The following is a 14,922-nucleotide window of genomic DNA, read 5'->3' as shown; positions in this document are numbered from 1 at the left end:
GATTCTCAGTTTGACGTCTTGTTATCCTCAATGTCTACAGCGGCAACGAATGTAGGTGATCGACATCGGCTACCGCAAGGTAGGGTTTGACACCATGTTCAAGCTCATGCAGCTGCTGGATCTGGACGTCGGCATCATCAACCGGAACCTTCAGCGGCACATCCACTCGGTGGTGAAGTCCAACGAGGGGTTTCAGTCCAACTATATCTACGGCTATCTGAAATCGGAGATGCTGAGCCGCGTGGTGGACGCCAGTGAAAACGGGATGCTGCTGACAGACAGCGCCTACCGCCCGGTGTACGCCAACCGGCTGGCCCTGAAAATCTTCCGGGCGGACAACAAAAACCAAATCCGCATCGCTGATCACATTCCGGCGGAGGCGCTGGACTCTCAGGATCACTCCGAGGAACCGGTAATGATCGAGGGCGAGGCCTATGGCTATGAAAAAAATCCCATCCGCCTGATGGACGATGTGGCAGGCTATTACTTCATCCTCCAGGATTACGCCAAGGTCCGGGCCCAGAACCTCAGCGCCAAACAGGCCGGCTTCCGGGCAAAATACACATTCAAAGACATCCTCTGCAAATCTCCGGAGATGTCTCAGCTTATCAATACCGCCCGGCAGATTGCCGCCGTTGACGACACCGTGATGATTTACGGCGAAAGCGGCACCGGCAAAGAACTGCTGGCCCAATCGATTCACAACGCCTCCTCCCGCCGCAAGGCACCCTTCATCGCCATCAACTGCGCCGCGCTGCCGGACTCCCTGCTGGAGAGCGAGCTCTTCGGTTATGAGCCGGGCTCCTTCACTGGCGCCAGCAGCCGGGGGCGGAAGGGCCTCTTTGAGCTGGCCATGCATGGTACCGTCCTGTTGGACGAGATCGGGGAAATCTCCCCGAAATTTCAGGCAAGCTTCCTCCGCGCTCTCCAGGAGCGGCAGATTATTCGGGTAGGCGGCAAGGAGCTGATTGATATCGACGTGCGCTTCATCACCGCCACCAACCGTGACCTTCGCCAGCAGGTCAAGGACGGCGCCTTCCGCGGCGATCTGTTTTTCCGCCTGAATGTGTTCCCGCTGTCCATCCCTCCCCTGCGCCGACGGAAAGCTGACATTGAGGCCCTGCTGAAAAACTTCCTCCAGGAGGACTACCGCTCCATCACGCCGGCGGAATTCGCCCTGCTGGATCAATATGCCTGGCCAGGGAATGTCCGGGAGCTGGAAAATGCCTGCACCTTCTACCGGGCCATGCACCGCTTTCCGGACTACCTGTTTGACACCGCAGAAACCGCTCTGCCGGCAGGCGAAAACATCCGCACGGAGGTCCTGCGGCTCATCGGAGAAAACACCCAGCTCTCTCACGGTATCGGCCGGACAAGCCTGGCCTATCATCTGCAAAACCGCAAGCGGTATATCAGCGACCACCAGCTCCGCCTGATCCTGGAGGAGCTGCGGACTCAGGGGCTGATCACCATACGTCCAGGCCGCTGCGGTGCCCAGATCACAGAGCAGGGCACCGCTCTTCTGCGCAGCCTGTAGCAGAAGAACCGTGCTCTGTAAATCGGGCATAACGAGTCGATAAATGGGAACAAAAAAAATTTTTTGGGCAGATTGATATCTGGAAATTCCGCCAAAAGCCGTTCCAATGATTGGCACATTTTTTGCTTAACATCCTCTTTGACAACACTGACAGGAGGAAAGTGCGTGATATATGATCTAGTGATTCATAATGTCCGAATAATCGACGGTTCTTCCGCTCCCTGGTTCCGGGGCTGGGTGGGTGTGAAAGACGGTGTCATCACCAAGGTGGGGACCGGCAGGGCATCCCGGGATGCCCTGGAGATTGCGGACGGTGAAGACCGCTGCCTCACCCCCGGGTTCATCGACATCCATGCCCACAGCGATACCAGCCTGCCGGGGTGCCCTGCGGCGGAGAGCCGGATTCTCCAGGGCGTGACCGCGGAAATCGGCGGCGACTGTGGCATCTCCGTTGCCCCAGTCAGTCAAAACCCTGAGCGGAAAAAGCAGCTTCGGGACTATGTGGGCGACTTGGATTACAGCTGGGAGAGCGTCGGGGACTACCTGGATATGCTGGAGGCCCGGAAGACCAGCGTAAATTTCGGCACCGCTGTGGGCCATGGCACCATCCGCGTGGCGGCCATGGGTTTTGAGGCCCGGAAGGCGGGGCCGGCAGAGATGAAGGCTATGAAAGTCATGCTCCGGCAGGCGTTGGAGGACGGCGCATTCTGCCTCTCCAGCGGCCTGATTTATCCCCCCGGATGCTACGCCGGCACGGACGAACTGGCAGAACTGTGCAGGGAATTGGTTCCCTACGGCGCCTTTTATGAGACTCACATGCGGGACGAAGGCGAAAATGTGGTGGAAGCCGTAAAAGAGGCCCTGGAAATCTGCCAGCGTTCCGGCGCTCCGCTACAGATCGCCCACCACAAAGTAGTGCGCAAGAGCGTCTGGCAGGTCCACTGCAAGACCACCATTGCCCTGGTGGACCAGGCCCGCCGCCAGGGGCTGGACGTGAAGCTGGACCAGTACCCCTACAGCGCGTCCGCCACCACCCTGGACAGCAACGCCCCCTTCTGGGCCTTTGAGGGCGGCGTGGAGGGCCTGCTGGCCCGTCTCCAGAACCCGGAGACCCGAAAGCGTATCAACGCCGAGGCCAACGCCAGCCACGAAGGCCGTTGGGGGGACATCTTCATCCCCTATGTGTCCACAGAAAAAAACCAGTGGACCGTGGGCAAATCCATCCTGGAGATCGCCGGCATCCGGGGCGTGGATCCTGCCGACGCCTGCTTTGACCTGGTTGTGGAGGAGCGGTGCCGAGTGGGCGAGGTCAACTACGGAATGTGCGAGGAGGACATCGAGTATATCATGTCCCAGCCCTATACCATGATCGGCTCCGACGGTGAGGCCGCCTCCCTGGACCGCAACGGCCAGCCACACCCCCGATGGTACGGCACGTTCCCCCGTGTAATCGCAAAGTACTGCCGGGAGCGGAAGCTGTTCCCTCTGGAGACCGCCGTCTTCAAAATGACAGGCCTGCCCGCCTGCCGTCTGGGCCTCCAGAAGCGGGGCCTGATCCGGGAGGGAATGCAGGCGGACCTGGTGCTCTTCGACTTTGAAGAGATCGAAGACACCCCCACCTATGAAAATCCCAAGCAGCCCTGCAGGGGCATCCGCCGCGTCTACGTCAACGGCGCATTAACCGCCCTAAACGGTGTTCATACCGGGGCCAGAAACGGCCACATACTGAGGAAAGGCAGGAACGCATGATGAGCGCCAAGGAATGTATTTTAGAGGAGATCAAAACCTTCCCCGGCCAATCCGGCATTTACTACCAAAATCTGGAGACCGGCGAGACCTGGGGATACGGGGAGAAGGACCATTATCTTGCCGCCAGCATCGTCAAGCTGCCCCTGATGGCCGCCATCCTCCTGTGGAAATCCCGGGGAGAGACCAGCTTCGATGACACAGTGACCATCCGGGAGAACCAAAAGATCCCCGGCTGCGGCGCGGTGCAGTTCCTGAACGGCGATGTGACGCTGACCGTGGGCGAGCTGTGCAAGCTGATGATCGTCATCAGCGACAGCTGCGCCACCAATGCCCTTTTCCGCCACTACGGAGCTGCGGCCATCCATGATGCATTCCTGGAGCTGGGTCTGATCGGCACCCAGTTCAACCGGGAGTATTGGGACGAGGAGCGGGAAAAGCGGGGCATCAACAACTACTTCGTTCCCGAGGAGATGGGCCGTCTGCTGCAGAGGATGTACGACCGCACCCTGGTGGACGAGGAGTCCTCCGCATGGCTGGAAAGCATTCTCCGTCAGCAGCAGATCAACCACAAACTGGGCGGAAAACTGCCCATGGACTTCCCCATGGCCCATAAAACCGGCGACGAGGAGGACAAGGCGCATGATGTGGGCATCGTCTTCACAAAGTCCCCCTTCATCGCCTGCTTCGCCTATGTGGGCCCGGATATGCAGGTCTATGAGGATTTTATCCGCCGCGCCGCCCGGATGCTGGCGGACGAAAACGGCGGCGTGGAGATATAAACGCCTTTTCCGCCACCGCGGCCTTCATCCCTGGCGTTCCCCCGTGGGAACGCCAGGTTTTTTTGCCTTCCCCCCGGACGGCGGCATAATCCGGACGGGCCTCTCATAGGATACAGCATCACAACCGAGAGGTGGAAGACATGACAACTCAAATCCGGAACGAGGTGCTGCTGGAGGGCGTTGCCCTGGAGACGCCCTCCCTGTCCCACGAAAACCACAGCACCCGCTTTTACCGCTTTCCGCTCCAGGTGCCCCGGCTGTCCGGTCAGGTGGACACCCTGCCCGTTCTGCTGCCGGAACCGCAGCTGGCCCAGGTGACAGAGGGCGCAGACGTCCGTGTCCAGGGACAGCTGCGCTCCTTTAACAACCGCAGCGGCGTGGGCAGCCGCCTGGTGCTGACGGTATACGCCCAGCACCTCTCCCCCGGGCTTGACGAACCCTGCAACCAGATCCTGCTCTCCGGCACGCTGTGCAAGCCGCCGGTATTCCGCCGCACCCCCCTGGGCCGCAGTATCTGCGACCTCATGCTGGCCGTCCCCCGAAAATACGGCCGGGCGGACTACCTGCCGGTAATCGCCTGGGGCCAGCTGGCGGTACGGGCCGGACGGCTCCAGGTGGGTGACCCCCTGGCTCTGGAGGGCCGTGTCCAGAGCCGTACATATCACAAGGTCACGGACCTGGGCACCGAGGAACGGGTCGCCTACGAGGTCTCCATGATGCACTTACTGGACCCGGAGCAAACGGAAATACCAGCACTGTGAAAACAGCGTCCGGAGATTCCTCTCCGGACGCTGCCCAGCTTGCCAAAAAAGTATTTTTGACAAGCTGCTGTAGATTTTCAGAACTTCAAAAGTTCTAAAAATCTGATGATTGCAATGGCGCAGGAAACCCCTCTTGAGTTTCCCGCACACACCTTTCCTTTCCGTTTTAAAAATCTCCAGTGTTTTTTGGCAGTCTGAACAGCGTCCGGAAACTGCTCTCCAGACGCTGCCTTTTCCTTCCTATTTCGTGGGAAAGCCGAAGGTGTCCCGCATGGCGAAGAGAAACCGCAGAAAGCCATCGGGATACGGGATAAAACTGCCGTCCGCCACCATGGCCTCGGCCTCGGCCTCTGTTACGTAACGGACTTCCGCTACCTCCTCCTTCTGGAGCTCCAAAGAGGAGAGCTCCAAATCCTTATGAATGATAAAGAAGTCGTCGAAGCCCCCGGAAAAGTTCACTGTCACCGACTGGCGCAGGTCCCCCAGGTCCAGGGGGTACCCCAGCTCCTCCCGGAACTCCCGCTCCGCTGCCTGGCGGCTGGTCTCCCCGGCGTCTACGCCGCCGCCAACGGATACATCCCACCGGCCCGGCCAGAGCTTTTTCTCCTCCGTCCTGCGCTGGATCAGCAGGCGCCCCCGGCTGTCGAAGGCGCAGACATGGACCACCACGCGATACTCCCCCGGCCCCTTGGGGGCATGGCGCTCCGCCGTGCGGCCCAGGGGAATACGGTTTTCATTGTACAGATCTACCATTTCCATCATAGTCCCCCCCTCACTGTCTCGAGGCAGTTTTGTAGTCGCCTCCGGGGCGGTAGAAGGGACAGGCAGCGCTGGTCCCCTTCAAAAACCGTTCCATCTCGTCCTCGTCCAGGTCCATGGTGCAGACGAAGGCCTCCAGCTCCTGGTCATAGTCATAGTAGACGCAGTCCTCGCAGATATTGGACATCCTGGATCACCTCTTAGATGATAATAGCATAAAAGCCGTCCACATCCAAGTATTTTTTTATCACCAGCTCCTCCAGGGCCTCCCGGGCCTCTGGAGGAGCTGCCCAACACATACCGCATCCGGCGGTGATGGCCCGGGGCGCCGGAATCAGCCGCCCGGGGAGCCCCGCCTCTCTGCAGGCCCTCTCCATAGCCATGGCCCCGGCAGTAGTGCGGAAAGTTACCACGCACCGCTCTATCCGCTCTCTCACAGCCGCGCCTCCGCCGCCAGGAGCTGAACGGCCTCCGCCGCGGCGTCGGTTTCCTCCTCCGTGTTGGCCCATCCCCAAGAGAACCGGACGGCCCCCTGAGCCTCGGTTCCCAGAGCCCGGTGGAGCCGCGGGGCACAATGGGCACCGGGGCGTGTGGCAATCCCAAAGCGCTCCGCCAGCTCGTCGGATACCTCTGAGGAATCCAAATCACCGATATTCAGTGTGACGATGGGAGCCCGCTCCTCCCCCGTGAAGTCCCCGTAGACCGTCACGCCGGGGAGATTACAAACGGCCTCGTAAAACCGCCGGGCCAGACCACACTCATGGGCCCTGACCGCATCCCTGCCCATCTGCTCCAAATAGCCCAGGGCGGCCCCCAGGCCGGCCAACCCATGGCTGTTGAGTGTCCCCGCCTCCAGGCGGGTAGGCCACTCCTCCGGCTGTGTCTCCAGAAAGCTCTGGACGCCGGTCCCCCCCACCAGGCAGGGGCGGATGTCCACCCCCTCTCCGACACACAGTCCCCCGGTGCCCTGGGGACCCAACAGGCTCTTATGGCCGGTGAAGCACACCACATCGAGGCCCTGGGACACCATGTCAATGGGAAAGCTCCCCGCCGTCTGAGAGGCGTCCAGGATGAACAGCAGCCCATGGGCGCGGGCAAAGGCTCCCACCCGCGCTATATCCGCCATGTCCCCCGTCAGGTTGGAGGCATGGGTGCAGACCACCGCCCGGGTGTTGGGCCGCAGGAGCTCCTCCAAACCGCCATAGTCCAGCCGGCCCCGCCGGTCCGCGGACAGAAAGTCCAGGTCCATCCCCCGGTCCCGCAGACGGTACAGGGGGCGCAGGACAGAGTTGTGCTCCCAGTCCGTGGAAATCACATGGTCCCCCGGCCTCAGCAGCCCGCCGATGGCGATATTCAGCGCGGCGGTGGAGTTGGGGGTGAAAGCCACGTGGTCCGCCCGGGGACAGCCAAACCACTCCGCCAGACGCTGGCGGACGCCGTACACCATCCTGGCAGCGAAAAGGGCGTCTTCATGGACGCCCCGGCCGCTGTTGCCGCAGGAGGCCATGGCCTCCGCCACCGCCTCCGCCACGCCGGGAGGCTTGGGGCGGGTGGTGGCGGCGTTGTCCAGATAGATCACGGCTTGATCACCCTGGCGGCCCCGGCCAACTTCTCCACAATGGCGTACATATTGGTGGCGGAACCCACCGCCAGTTTCTCCGTCAGGCCGTAGAAGTTCAGGCAGGTGCCGCAGGTCAGAATCTCCACCCCCTGGGACTCCAGCTTTTTCAGGTCCTCCAGAGAGGCGGAGCCCTCCACCGTCAGCTTTGCGCCGCCGTTGTAGAAGAGCATGGCCTCCGGCAGGCAGGGCAGCTGGGTGACGGCAAAGAGGAATCCCTTCATCAGCGTCCTGCCCAGCTCCTCACTGCCCCGGCCCATAACATCGGTGTCCACCGCCACCAAAAGGCCGCACGCCGGGGCGCAGACCATCTCCGGCTCCTCCAGCGGGGCTTCTCCCACAGGAACAGTCACCTCCACGGTGACCACATACTCCCGCTCCCCTGTCTTTTCCCACCGGGCTGTCAGGTTATGACCCGCGGCCATCCGGGCCAGGTTCTGTACGGCGATCTCGTTGTCCACATGGATCTCCAGGATCCCAGGCTCCCGCATCTCCCGCAGGGCCCGGGTGGCCTTCACCACCGGAATGGGACACTGCTCCCCCACGGCGTTTACCACAACTGTGCGCATAACCGTCTCCTCCTTACGTTGTTTCCTGTCCATTGTACTGCGGGGAAACTAAAATTACAAGGGTTGTTTTTTCAAAAACATCACGGATGCAGAAAGGGAATTTCCTGCCGGTTAATCGATTTCCAAGGGGGATTTTGTTTTTTTGCAAAAGTTCTTGACAGCGATTCTCTCAGGCGGTATATTCGAATACAGAGGAATTGGGCGCTCCCGCTCTCCTGCTGCCACAGGAGCGATCCCACATCATCCAAGACCGCATTTCTGGGCCGCTGGGTTTCATCGGACACACGGCCAAATAAACGGGAGGTTTATCTTATGGAGAAACATGTCAAACGAATCGGCGTTCTCACCAGCGGCGGCGACGCTCCCGGCATGAACGCGGCAGTACGGGCCGTGGTGCGGGCCGCCACCAACCGCGGCATCGGCTGCGTGGGCATCCGCCGGGGCTGGAACGGCCTTATCAACAGCGATTTCGTGCAGATGAACGCCTCCAGCGTCAGCCACATCATCAACAAGGGCGGCACCATTCTGTACACTGCCCGGAGTTTGGAGTTTATGGACGAGTCCGGCCGGGCCAAGGCCCTGGCTACCTGCCGCCTGCTGGGGTTGGACGGCATCGTGGCCATCGGCGGCGACGGTACCTTCCGGGGCGCCCTGGCCCTCTCCCGACAGGCGGCGGAGGCGGGCATGTCCCTGCGGGTGGTGGGCATCCCCGCCACTATCGACAACGACATCGGCTGCTCCCACTACACCATCGGCTTTGACACCGCCTGCAACACCGCCATCGAGTGCGTCGACAAGCTGCGGGACACCATGCAGTCCCACGAGCGCTGCTCCGTGGTGGAGGTCATGGGCCGCCATGCCGGATATCTCGCGCTGTATGTCGGTATTGCCGTGGGCGCTACCGCCGTGCTGATCCCTGAGCGGGAGGTGGACTTCGAGCGGGACATTGCGGAGAAGATCCGCCGGGCCCGTCTGGCGGGGACCACCCACTACATGGTAGTAGTGGCCGAGGGCGCCGGCAGCGCCATGGAGATCAGCGGTCGCATCCACCAGGAGCTGGGCATCGATCCCCGGGTGACCGTGCTGGGCCACATCCAGCGGGGCGGCTCCCCCACTGCCCGGGACAGGGAGACCGCCAGCCGCATGGGCTATGAGGCGGTGAAGGTCCTGGCCGAAGGCGAGGGCAACCAGATCATCGGCATTCAAAACGGCTTCATTACAGATATCGACATGGAGACGGCCCTTGCCATGACCAAAAACTTCCAGATGGACCGCTACCAGATTTTGGAGGCTCTGACCAACAGCCAAGGCGGGGATTTCTGATCCGTGCATACATAGAACCGCCCCGGAGTGAAACGCTCCGGGGCGGTTTTTCTCATTTTCCAAAGAAGCCGGACCCTCAGTCCAGACGGGAGGCCCGCCGGATATTCGTCCGGCGCTTCCAGTTGGAGGGTGCGAACAGCAAAAGCATGGGGAAAATCTCCAGGCGCCCTACCAGCATGTCAAAGGACAGCAGCAGCTTGGACGCCGGAGAGAAGGCGGAGAAGTTGCCCATGGGCCCCACCATCTCCAGTCCCGGGCCGATGTTGTTGATGCAGGCCGCCAAGGCTGTGAAGGTCGTCACCAACCCTCTCTGCTCCAGGGACAGCAGCAAAAACGAAGCCACAAACACTGCCATATACACCGTGAAATAGATGTGGGCTCCCCGCAGCGTCTTCTCCGAAACAGGCTTGCCCTCCAACCGGGTGGTGGCCACCGCATTGGGGTGCAGCATTTTCTTCATCTCACTGACAGCCGCCTTCAAAAGAATGAGAATACGGGATATCTTGATGCCGCCGCCGGTGGAACCGGCGCAGGCCCCCACGAACATCAGCACCACTAGAATGGATTTAGAAAAGGTTGGCCAGAGGTCGAAGTCCACCGTGCCGTACCCCGTGGTGGTGATAATGGAGGAGACCTGAAAAAAAGCGTGCCGCAGGCTGGTCCACACACTGCCGTACATATGCCAGATGTCCGCCGTGATCGCCGCCACGGCGGCGGCCACCACCAGCAGGTAGACCCGCAGTTCCTCGGAGTGGAACACCTCCCGAAAACGCCGGATCAGCAAGAAATAATAGAGGTTGAAGTTCACACCGAAAAGCAGCATAAATACGCTGATCACCACGTCAAAATAGGGGCTTTGATATGCGCCCACGCTGAAGTCCCGGCAACTGAAACCGCCGGTGCCGGCAGTACCGAAGGCGTGGATGCAAGCGTCAAACAATGACATTCCTCCCGCCAGCAGGAGGACCGTCTCCAAGGCGGTCATGGCAAGGTAGATGCCGTAGAGAATCTTGGCGGTGTCGCCCAGGCGGCTCACCAGCTTCCCTACCGTGGGCCCAGGCACCTCCGCCCGCATCAGATGCATACCGTGACCGTCGGTCATGGGCAGCACCGCCATGACGAACACCAACACGCCCATGCCCCCCACCCAGTGGGTAAAGCTGCGCCAGAACAGACAGCTTCGCCGCAAGGGCTCCACCGCCGTCAATATGGTAGAACCGGTGGTAGTAAAACCGGAAACAGTCTCAAAAAAGGCATCAATAAAGTTGGGAATGTCCCCGGAGAGCACAAAGGGCAGCGCACCGAAGAGGGACATAAAGATCCACGCCAGGGACACCACTGCCAGGCCGTCCCGGGCATACAGGGACATCTGCCCCGGCTTTTTGCCGCCCAGCAGCAGCCCAATGCCCGCCAGCAGCAGCATAGGGACGAGGAACGGCATCAGCGATTCACGGTAGATTCCCGCCGTCAGCAGAGGCAGGGCCATCAGCACCGCCTCCACCAGCAATATCCTGCCGATGACATACCCGATCATTCGATAGTTCATACAGCCGCCCTCACTGGAAGATATCCCCGATTTTTTGCAGGGAGGTCCGGGTCGTCACCACGATCACATCATCAAAGGGGTGCAGCACGTCGGCGCCGGAGGGAATGACGATCTTTCCGCTCTGCCGGACGATACCCGCCAGCAGGATGCCGCTTTTCAGCTGCAGATCCTTCAGCGGAATTCCCCCAAAGGGCGGATTGGGCCCCACGCCGAACTCCAGCGCCTCCACCGCTCCGTCCACCAGCCGGTGAAGCGTCTTGATATGGTCTCCAGCAGCGCTCTGCATGGCCCGTACATACTGGACAATCAGCTCCGTGGTGACGGAAGCAGCGGAGACCACGCTGTCGATCATGTGCGCACCGGACACCAGATCCACCAGGGACTTGCGGTTGATCTTGGCCACCACCTTGCATTTCTCCGCTTGTTTGGAGGCGCTCATGGCCATAAGAATATTGGCCTCGTCAATCCCCGTGATAGCCACAAAGGCATCTGTCTGGTCGATGCCCTCCTCCCTGAGGAGCTCCGTGTCCGTACCGTCGCCCACGATGAGCAAGGCCTTTGGCAGCCGCTCACCCATGTTGATGCAGCGGCTCTCGCTCTGGTCGATGATCTTCACGTCCATGCCCATCTCCAGCAGTTCCGAGGCCAGATAGTAGCAGATTTTACTGGCTCCCACGATCATCACCGTGGAAGCCCGGTTCCGGAACACGCCCAGGTGCCGGAAGAACTGAGCCAGCTGGTCCGAGGAGGAGGTGAGATAGATCTTATCTCCGGCCTGGAGGACGAAGTCGCCGGAGGGGATGATGGTCTCTCCCTTCCGGGATACGGCGCAGATCAGCACCCGGACCCGCAGGCTCTTATAGAGGTTCAGAAGCTGTACGCCGTTAAGGGCGGAGTTCTCCGGCACCCGGTACTCCACCAGCTCCAGCCGCCCTTTGGAAAATGTCTCCACCTTCATGGCCGCCGGAAAGCGCAGCACCCGGGCAATCTCCCGGGCAGCGGCCTTCTCCGGGTTGATGGACATGCTCAGTCCCAGTTCCTCCCGCATAAAGCGCAGCTGTTTTTCATACTCCGGGTTGCGGATACGGGCGATGGTGTGGGGAACTCCCATCTTCTTGGCCACAAGGCAGGCTAGAATGTTGATCTCATCGCTGGAAGTGGTGGCGATCAGCAGGTCGGCCCTGCCTCCCTCCGCCTCCAGCTGCACCTCGTAGCTGGCTCCGTTGCCGCAGACACCCATGACATCGTAAATATTGATGACGTTCTCGATCAGCTGGGCGTCCTCATCAATGATGGTGACCTGGTTCTCTCCGGAGAGCTGTCTCGTCAGCTCCAGCCCCACTTTGCCGACGCCCACAACAATAATTCTCATGCCGTCCTCCAAAGACACCGCGCCCATCCGCGCGGCTGTAAAATGATTCTTGATTCTGCGGCTGGTCAAATGGCCGTCCGCCGCTGGAAGCTATTATAGAACATCCCAGCGAAAAAGGGAATACTTCCAGAAAATCTTTTCTCCCGCCTAAAACAGCTCCGCCGGAATGCGGATATCCTCCCCGGGCACCTTCTGCCAGGAGAAATCCGCCAGCAGCGCCTCCGCCGTCCGAGGCTCCGCCGAGGGGTTGAAGCCCGCCAGATATGCCAGCTTCCCCAGGACCTCCGCCGCCGTTACACGACCACGAAGGCTGTCCAGCCCCGCGTCCACGTCCCGCTTGCTCAGCCGCCGGCCGTCCGGGGCCAGCAGCAGCGGAAAGTGAATAAAGGACGGCGCCGTCAAGCCCAGCAGCCGGTACAGCAGCAGCTGCCGGGGCGTCGAGGACAGCAGGTCGGCCCCCCGCACTACCTCTGTGACGCCCATGGCGGCGTCGTCCACCACCACCGCCAGCTGGTAGGCAAACATCCCGTCGGACCGGCGCAGGAGGAAATCTCCGCAGTCCCAGGCCAGGCTCTCCCGGTACGGGCCCATGTGCCCGTCGGTGAAGGCGATCTCCTCCTCCGGCACCCGCAGCCGCAGGGCTGGAGACCGGACTTTGGCCCGCTCCGCCGCCTCCGCTGCTGTCAGACAGCGGCAGGTCCCGCCGTAGACCACCTGCCCATCCTCCCGATGAGGGGCGCTGGCGGCGTGGAGCTCCGCCCGGGTGCAGAAGCAGGGGTACACCAGTCCCATGTCCGCCAACCGTTCCAAAGCGGCCTGGTACAGGGCCGTCCGCTCACTCTGGTAATAGGGCCCGTCCGGCCCGCCGGCGCCGGGGCCCTCGTCCCAGTCAAGCCCCAGCCAGCGGAGGTCCTCCTCTATCTGGGCGGCATACCGCCGGGGGCAGCGGGCGGTGTCCAGGTCCTCCACCCGCAGCACCACCCTGCCGCCCCGCTGCCGGACGCTGAGCCACGCCAGCAGGCAGCAGAGAATATTGCCCAGGTGAATCCGCCCGCTGGGCGAGGGAGCGAACCGCCCCCGAGGAATATCCGCGCACTCCACAGGTATCCGCCCTCCTCCCTCTTAACATCTCATTGTTGGTTTATTATAGCACAAACTCCGGAAATTGCAAAGGCCCGCCGCCGGATGATTCCGGCGGCGGGCCTCTTCAGTTTTCACTGCATCAGCCGGTCCACGCAGGAGCGCATCTCTGCCTTGGAGGTCGCGGCGCGGGCGGCGTCGATCACGGCCTGACGCTCCGTCTCCGGCAGGGCGGCAAAGCGCTCCATGGCCTCCGGGCGCTGGGACAGGGCCATACTAAAACCCTGGGGAAGCTGCTGTTGATCCATCACATTCACCTCTCCCCCAGTATGCGCCGGAGCGATGACGGTTATGCGCTGTAGAAGTACAGGTCCAGCAGCAGGCTCAGGTCGCTGGCGGCCAGGTAGGTGACACCTTTTTCCGTGACGCAGGGGGTGAGCAGCTCCCAGTCCCCGTCCTCAACATTGGGGCGCTTGGCAGTCCCGGCGCCGGGCAGGACGGAGAAGATCACCTTGTCCCCCTCCCTCACCGTGGCGCCCTGGCCGCTGACCCAGGAAACCTCATAGTTCACGGCCTCCGCCACCGCCCGCAGGGGCAGCAGGCCCGGGCCGGACAACTTGGCGTTCACGGACAGCTTCTCACCGTTCACCGTCACCTCGCCCTTGCCGTCCACGGTGTAATACCCGCGGTAGCCATAGGGCAGCAGCAGAACCTTTTCCGTCTTATTGTCCTTGTCCTTCCACGCCAGGATCTGAGCGCCGGGGACCAGGTCCTCCACGGTCACGATCTGCCGGGTGAGCCAGGGGGTGAACTGGGCTTTTTCGGAGACAGTCAGGGTCTCTCCCCCGGCCACAGGGAATCTGCGCTCCCCCTCCCCGGAGGCAGGAGCCGCGGCAGTACCGGCGATCTGATAAAACTCAGGCACTCTGTCATCCGCCGGGACATTGCCCACCACAATCAGAGCGGAAGTCTGAGGCGGCAGGCTCATGGTCATGGCAGGCCCTACCCAGGCGTACAGGGTGTCGCCGTCTTTGACCTTGGTCATGTCCATGGGCAGGCCGGTGACGGCATCCACACAGGGGGTGCCCTCCGGCAGGTGGACGACAACCTCGCTGTGGAGGGCGGTCTGGTCGTCAGTCTGCAGCAGCAGGCTGCCGCTCTCCAGCTTGGTCACCTTGCCCCAGACCCGGACGGGGGCAAGGCTGACAGCCTCCGGCGCGGGGGAGATCAGGAGACCGTCCTCCGCCGCCAGGGCGGGCAGGGACAATACCAGCGCGGCGCACAGCGCCAGGGATAAAATTTTTACAAAACGATTCATATGACTCTTCCTTTCCTGTTCAGTTGTATGGTCAGACGGAGGGCAGCACAAAAAAGTTCCCGTGAATCAAAAAGTTTTCTAAATTTTTTTGAGTTTACAGAGACTCCTCCATCACATCCAGCCCGCCTAGGTCCAGGCCCATCCGCAGGCCCAGGAGGAAGCGGCAGTCCCCATCCACCTCCTCCCAGCCAATCTGAGCTTCCAGAAGGCCGTCCACAGCGCTGAGCAGCTTGGGGTTATGCCGGTGGGCATGGCGGAAGGCGGCATACTGTTCCTCAAAGTCCTGGCGGCACAGCGCCACCTCCGGGCGGTGGTCGATGTAATCCCGCCGCAGACGGGGGAGAAGGTTTAACAGGATGGTCTCGGTTTTGTTCCGCATGGCGGTTCCTCCTTTTTATTGTTCCCCTATGGAGAACGGGGGATTGCACCCCCCATTTTCTCTTTTCGGTTGCGCCGAAAAGAGAAAACCCTCCAGAGGGCCCTCTCGCCGCTTCGCGGCTCACCTTGGCGG

Annotated in this window: 16 protein-coding genes; 5 read left to right on the top strand and 11 right to left on the bottom strand. The window is 61.4% G+C overall.

Going from position 1 to position 14,922, the window contains the following annotated elements:
- Positions 1-55: 55 nt before the first annotated feature.
- The 4 genes from QZ326_RS06420 to QZ326_RS06405 all read left to right on the top strand — a co-directional run bounded on the left by QZ326_RS06420 (position 56) and on the right by QZ326_RS06405 (position 4,826).
- Positions 56-1,537 (top strand): sigma-54-dependent Fis family transcriptional regulator, encoded by a 1,482-nt coding sequence (locus QZ326_RS06420; RefSeq protein WP_295742807.1) that lies wholly within the window; start codon positions 56-58, stop codon positions 1,535-1,537.
- A 165-nt stretch (positions 1,538-1,702) separates the two neighbouring features.
- The gene (locus QZ326_RS06415; RefSeq protein WP_295742804.1) at positions 1,703-3,286 is read left to right on the top strand and encodes an amidohydrolase family protein; all 1,584 of its coding nucleotides are present in this window, start codon (positions 1,703-1,705) and stop codon (positions 3,284-3,286) included.
- Positions 3,283-4,065: a serine hydrolase gene (locus tag QZ326_RS06410; protein ID WP_295742801.1), complete on the top strand. Its 783-nt coding sequence runs from the start codon at positions 3,283-3,285 to the stop codon at positions 4,063-4,065. Before QZ326_RS06415 ends, QZ326_RS06410 begins: the two co-directional genes overlap by 4 nt.
- Before the next feature lie 140 nt (positions 4,066-4,205).
- A complete protein-coding gene (locus tag QZ326_RS06405; protein WP_295742799.1) occupies positions 4,206-4,826 on the top strand; it encodes a single-stranded DNA-binding protein in 621 nt (206 codons plus the stop codon).
- A gap of 240 nt (positions 4,827-5,066) precedes the next feature.
- On the opposite strand, the gene QZ326_RS06400 is transcribed toward QZ326_RS06405, so the two are convergent.
- The 5 genes from QZ326_RS06400 to yedF are packed head-to-tail and all read right to left on the bottom strand — an operon-like array spanning position 5,067 to position 7,772.
- Complete coding sequence (locus tag QZ326_RS06400) at positions 5,067-5,588, bottom strand: NUDIX domain-containing protein (RefSeq protein WP_295742797.1); 522 nt, start codon at positions 5,586-5,588, stop codon at positions 5,067-5,069.
- Positions 5,589-5,598: 10 nt separating this feature from the next.
- Entirely contained in the window at positions 5,599-5,772 is a 174-nt protein-coding gene (locus QZ326_RS06395) for a DUF6472 family protein (protein ID WP_295742794.1), read from the bottom strand.
- A gap of 13 nt (positions 5,773-5,785) precedes the next feature.
- Positions 5,786-6,022: a DUF3343 domain-containing protein gene (locus QZ326_RS06390; RefSeq protein WP_295742791.1), complete on the bottom strand. Its 237-nt coding sequence runs from the start codon at positions 6,020-6,022 to the stop codon at positions 5,786-5,788.
- Positions 6,019-7,164 (bottom strand): aminotransferase class V-fold PLP-dependent enzyme, encoded by a 1,146-nt coding sequence (locus QZ326_RS06385; RefSeq protein ID WP_295742789.1) that lies wholly within the window; start codon positions 7,162-7,164, stop codon positions 6,019-6,021. Before QZ326_RS06385 ends, QZ326_RS06390 begins: the two co-directional genes overlap by 4 nt.
- A complete protein-coding gene (yedF, locus tag QZ326_RS06380) occupies positions 7,161-7,772 on the bottom strand; it encodes a sulfurtransferase-like selenium metabolism protein YedF (protein ID WP_295742787.1) in 612 nt (203 codons plus the stop codon). Before yedF ends, QZ326_RS06385 begins: the two co-directional genes overlap by 4 nt.
- A 312-nt stretch (positions 7,773-8,084) precedes the next feature.
- On the opposite strand from yedF, the gene QZ326_RS06375 reads away from it, so the two are divergent.
- On the top strand, positions 8,085-9,095 hold the full coding sequence (locus QZ326_RS06375) for an ATP-dependent 6-phosphofructokinase (RefSeq protein ID WP_295742784.1): 1,011 nt from the start codon (positions 8,085-8,087) through the stop codon (positions 9,093-9,095).
- Between the two features lie 76 nt (positions 9,096-9,171).
- On the opposite strand, the gene QZ326_RS06370 is transcribed toward QZ326_RS06375, so the two are convergent.
- The 6 genes from QZ326_RS06370 to QZ326_RS06345 all read right to left on the bottom strand — a co-directional run bounded on the left by QZ326_RS06370 (position 9,172) and on the right by QZ326_RS06345 (position 14,790).
- Entirely contained in the window at positions 9,172-10,641 is a 1,470-nt protein-coding gene (locus QZ326_RS06370) for a TrkH family potassium uptake protein (RefSeq protein ID WP_295742781.1), read from the bottom strand.
- Between the two features lie 10 nt (positions 10,642-10,651).
- The gene (gene trkA / locus QZ326_RS06365; RefSeq protein ID WP_295742778.1) at positions 10,652-12,013 is read right to left on the bottom strand and encodes a Trk system potassium transporter TrkA; all 1,362 of its coding nucleotides are present in this window, start codon (positions 12,011-12,013) and stop codon (positions 10,652-10,654) included.
- Positions 12,014-12,160: 147 nt separating this feature from the next.
- Positions 12,161-13,114, bottom strand: a complete 954-nt coding sequence (gene gluQRS, locus QZ326_RS06360; protein WP_295742775.1) for a tRNA glutamyl-Q(34) synthetase GluQRS — start codon at positions 13,112-13,114, stop codon at positions 12,161-12,163.
- A 113-nt stretch (positions 13,115-13,227) separates the two neighbouring features.
- Complete coding sequence (locus tag QZ326_RS06355) at positions 13,228-13,404, bottom strand: hypothetical protein (protein ID WP_295742772.1); 177 nt, start codon at positions 13,402-13,404, stop codon at positions 13,228-13,230.
- A 38-nt stretch (positions 13,405-13,442) separates the two neighbouring features.
- Positions 13,443-14,411, bottom strand: coding sequence for a hypothetical protein (locus QZ326_RS06350; RefSeq protein ID WP_295742769.1), 969 nt, complete (start codon positions 14,409-14,411; stop codon positions 13,443-13,445).
- Between the two features lie 94 nt (positions 14,412-14,505).
- Positions 14,506-14,790, bottom strand: coding sequence for a hypothetical protein (locus QZ326_RS06345; protein ID WP_295742766.1), 285 nt, complete (start codon positions 14,788-14,790; stop codon positions 14,506-14,508).
- Positions 14,791-14,922: the final 132 nt, after the last annotated feature.

The organism is uncultured Oscillibacter sp. (assembly GCF_910587525.1).
GTDB lineage: Bacteria > Bacillota > Clostridia > Oscillospirales > Oscillospiraceae > Oscillibacter.
Note: the sequence above shows the minus strand (reverse complement) of the source record. Positions and strands in the feature narration are given on the sequence as shown.

Excerpts from the sequence above, each read along its gene's own strand:
- QZ326_RS06410 (WP_295742801.1), top strand. The coding sequence starts at position 3,283 with ATGATGAGCGCCAAGGAATGTATTTTAGAGGAGATCAAAACCTTCCCC.
- QZ326_RS06405 (WP_295742799.1), top strand. The coding sequence starts at position 4,206 with ATGACAACTCAAATCCGGAACGAGGTGCTGCTGGAGGGCGTTGCCCTG.
- QZ326_RS06400 (WP_295742797.1), bottom strand. The coding sequence starts at position 5,588 with ATGATGGAAATGGTAGATCTGTACAATGAAAACCGTATTCCCCTGGGC.
- QZ326_RS06395 (WP_295742794.1), bottom strand. The coding sequence starts at position 5,772 with ATGTCCAATATCTGCGAGGACTGCGTCTACTATGACTATGACCAGGAG.
- yedF (WP_295742787.1), bottom strand. The coding sequence starts at position 7,772 with ATGCGCACAGTTGTGGTAAACGCCGTGGGGGAGCAGTGTCCCATTCCG.
- QZ326_RS06375 (WP_295742784.1), top strand. The coding sequence starts at position 8,085 with ATGGAGAAACATGTCAAACGAATCGGCGTTCTCACCAGCGGCGGCGAC.
- QZ326_RS06370 (WP_295742781.1), bottom strand. The coding sequence starts at position 10,641 with ATGAACTATCGAATGATCGGGTATGTCATCGGCAGGATATTGCTGGTG.
- trkA (WP_295742778.1), bottom strand. The coding sequence starts at position 12,013 with ATGAGAATTATTGTTGTGGGCGTCGGCAAAGTGGGGCTGGAGCTGACG.
- QZ326_RS06350 (WP_295742769.1), bottom strand. The coding sequence starts at position 14,411 with ATGAATCGTTTTGTAAAAATTTTATCCCTGGCGCTGTGCGCCGCGCTG.
- QZ326_RS06345 (WP_295742766.1), bottom strand. The coding sequence starts at position 14,790 with ATGCGGAACAAAACCGAGACCATCCTGTTAAACCTTCTCCCCCGTCTG.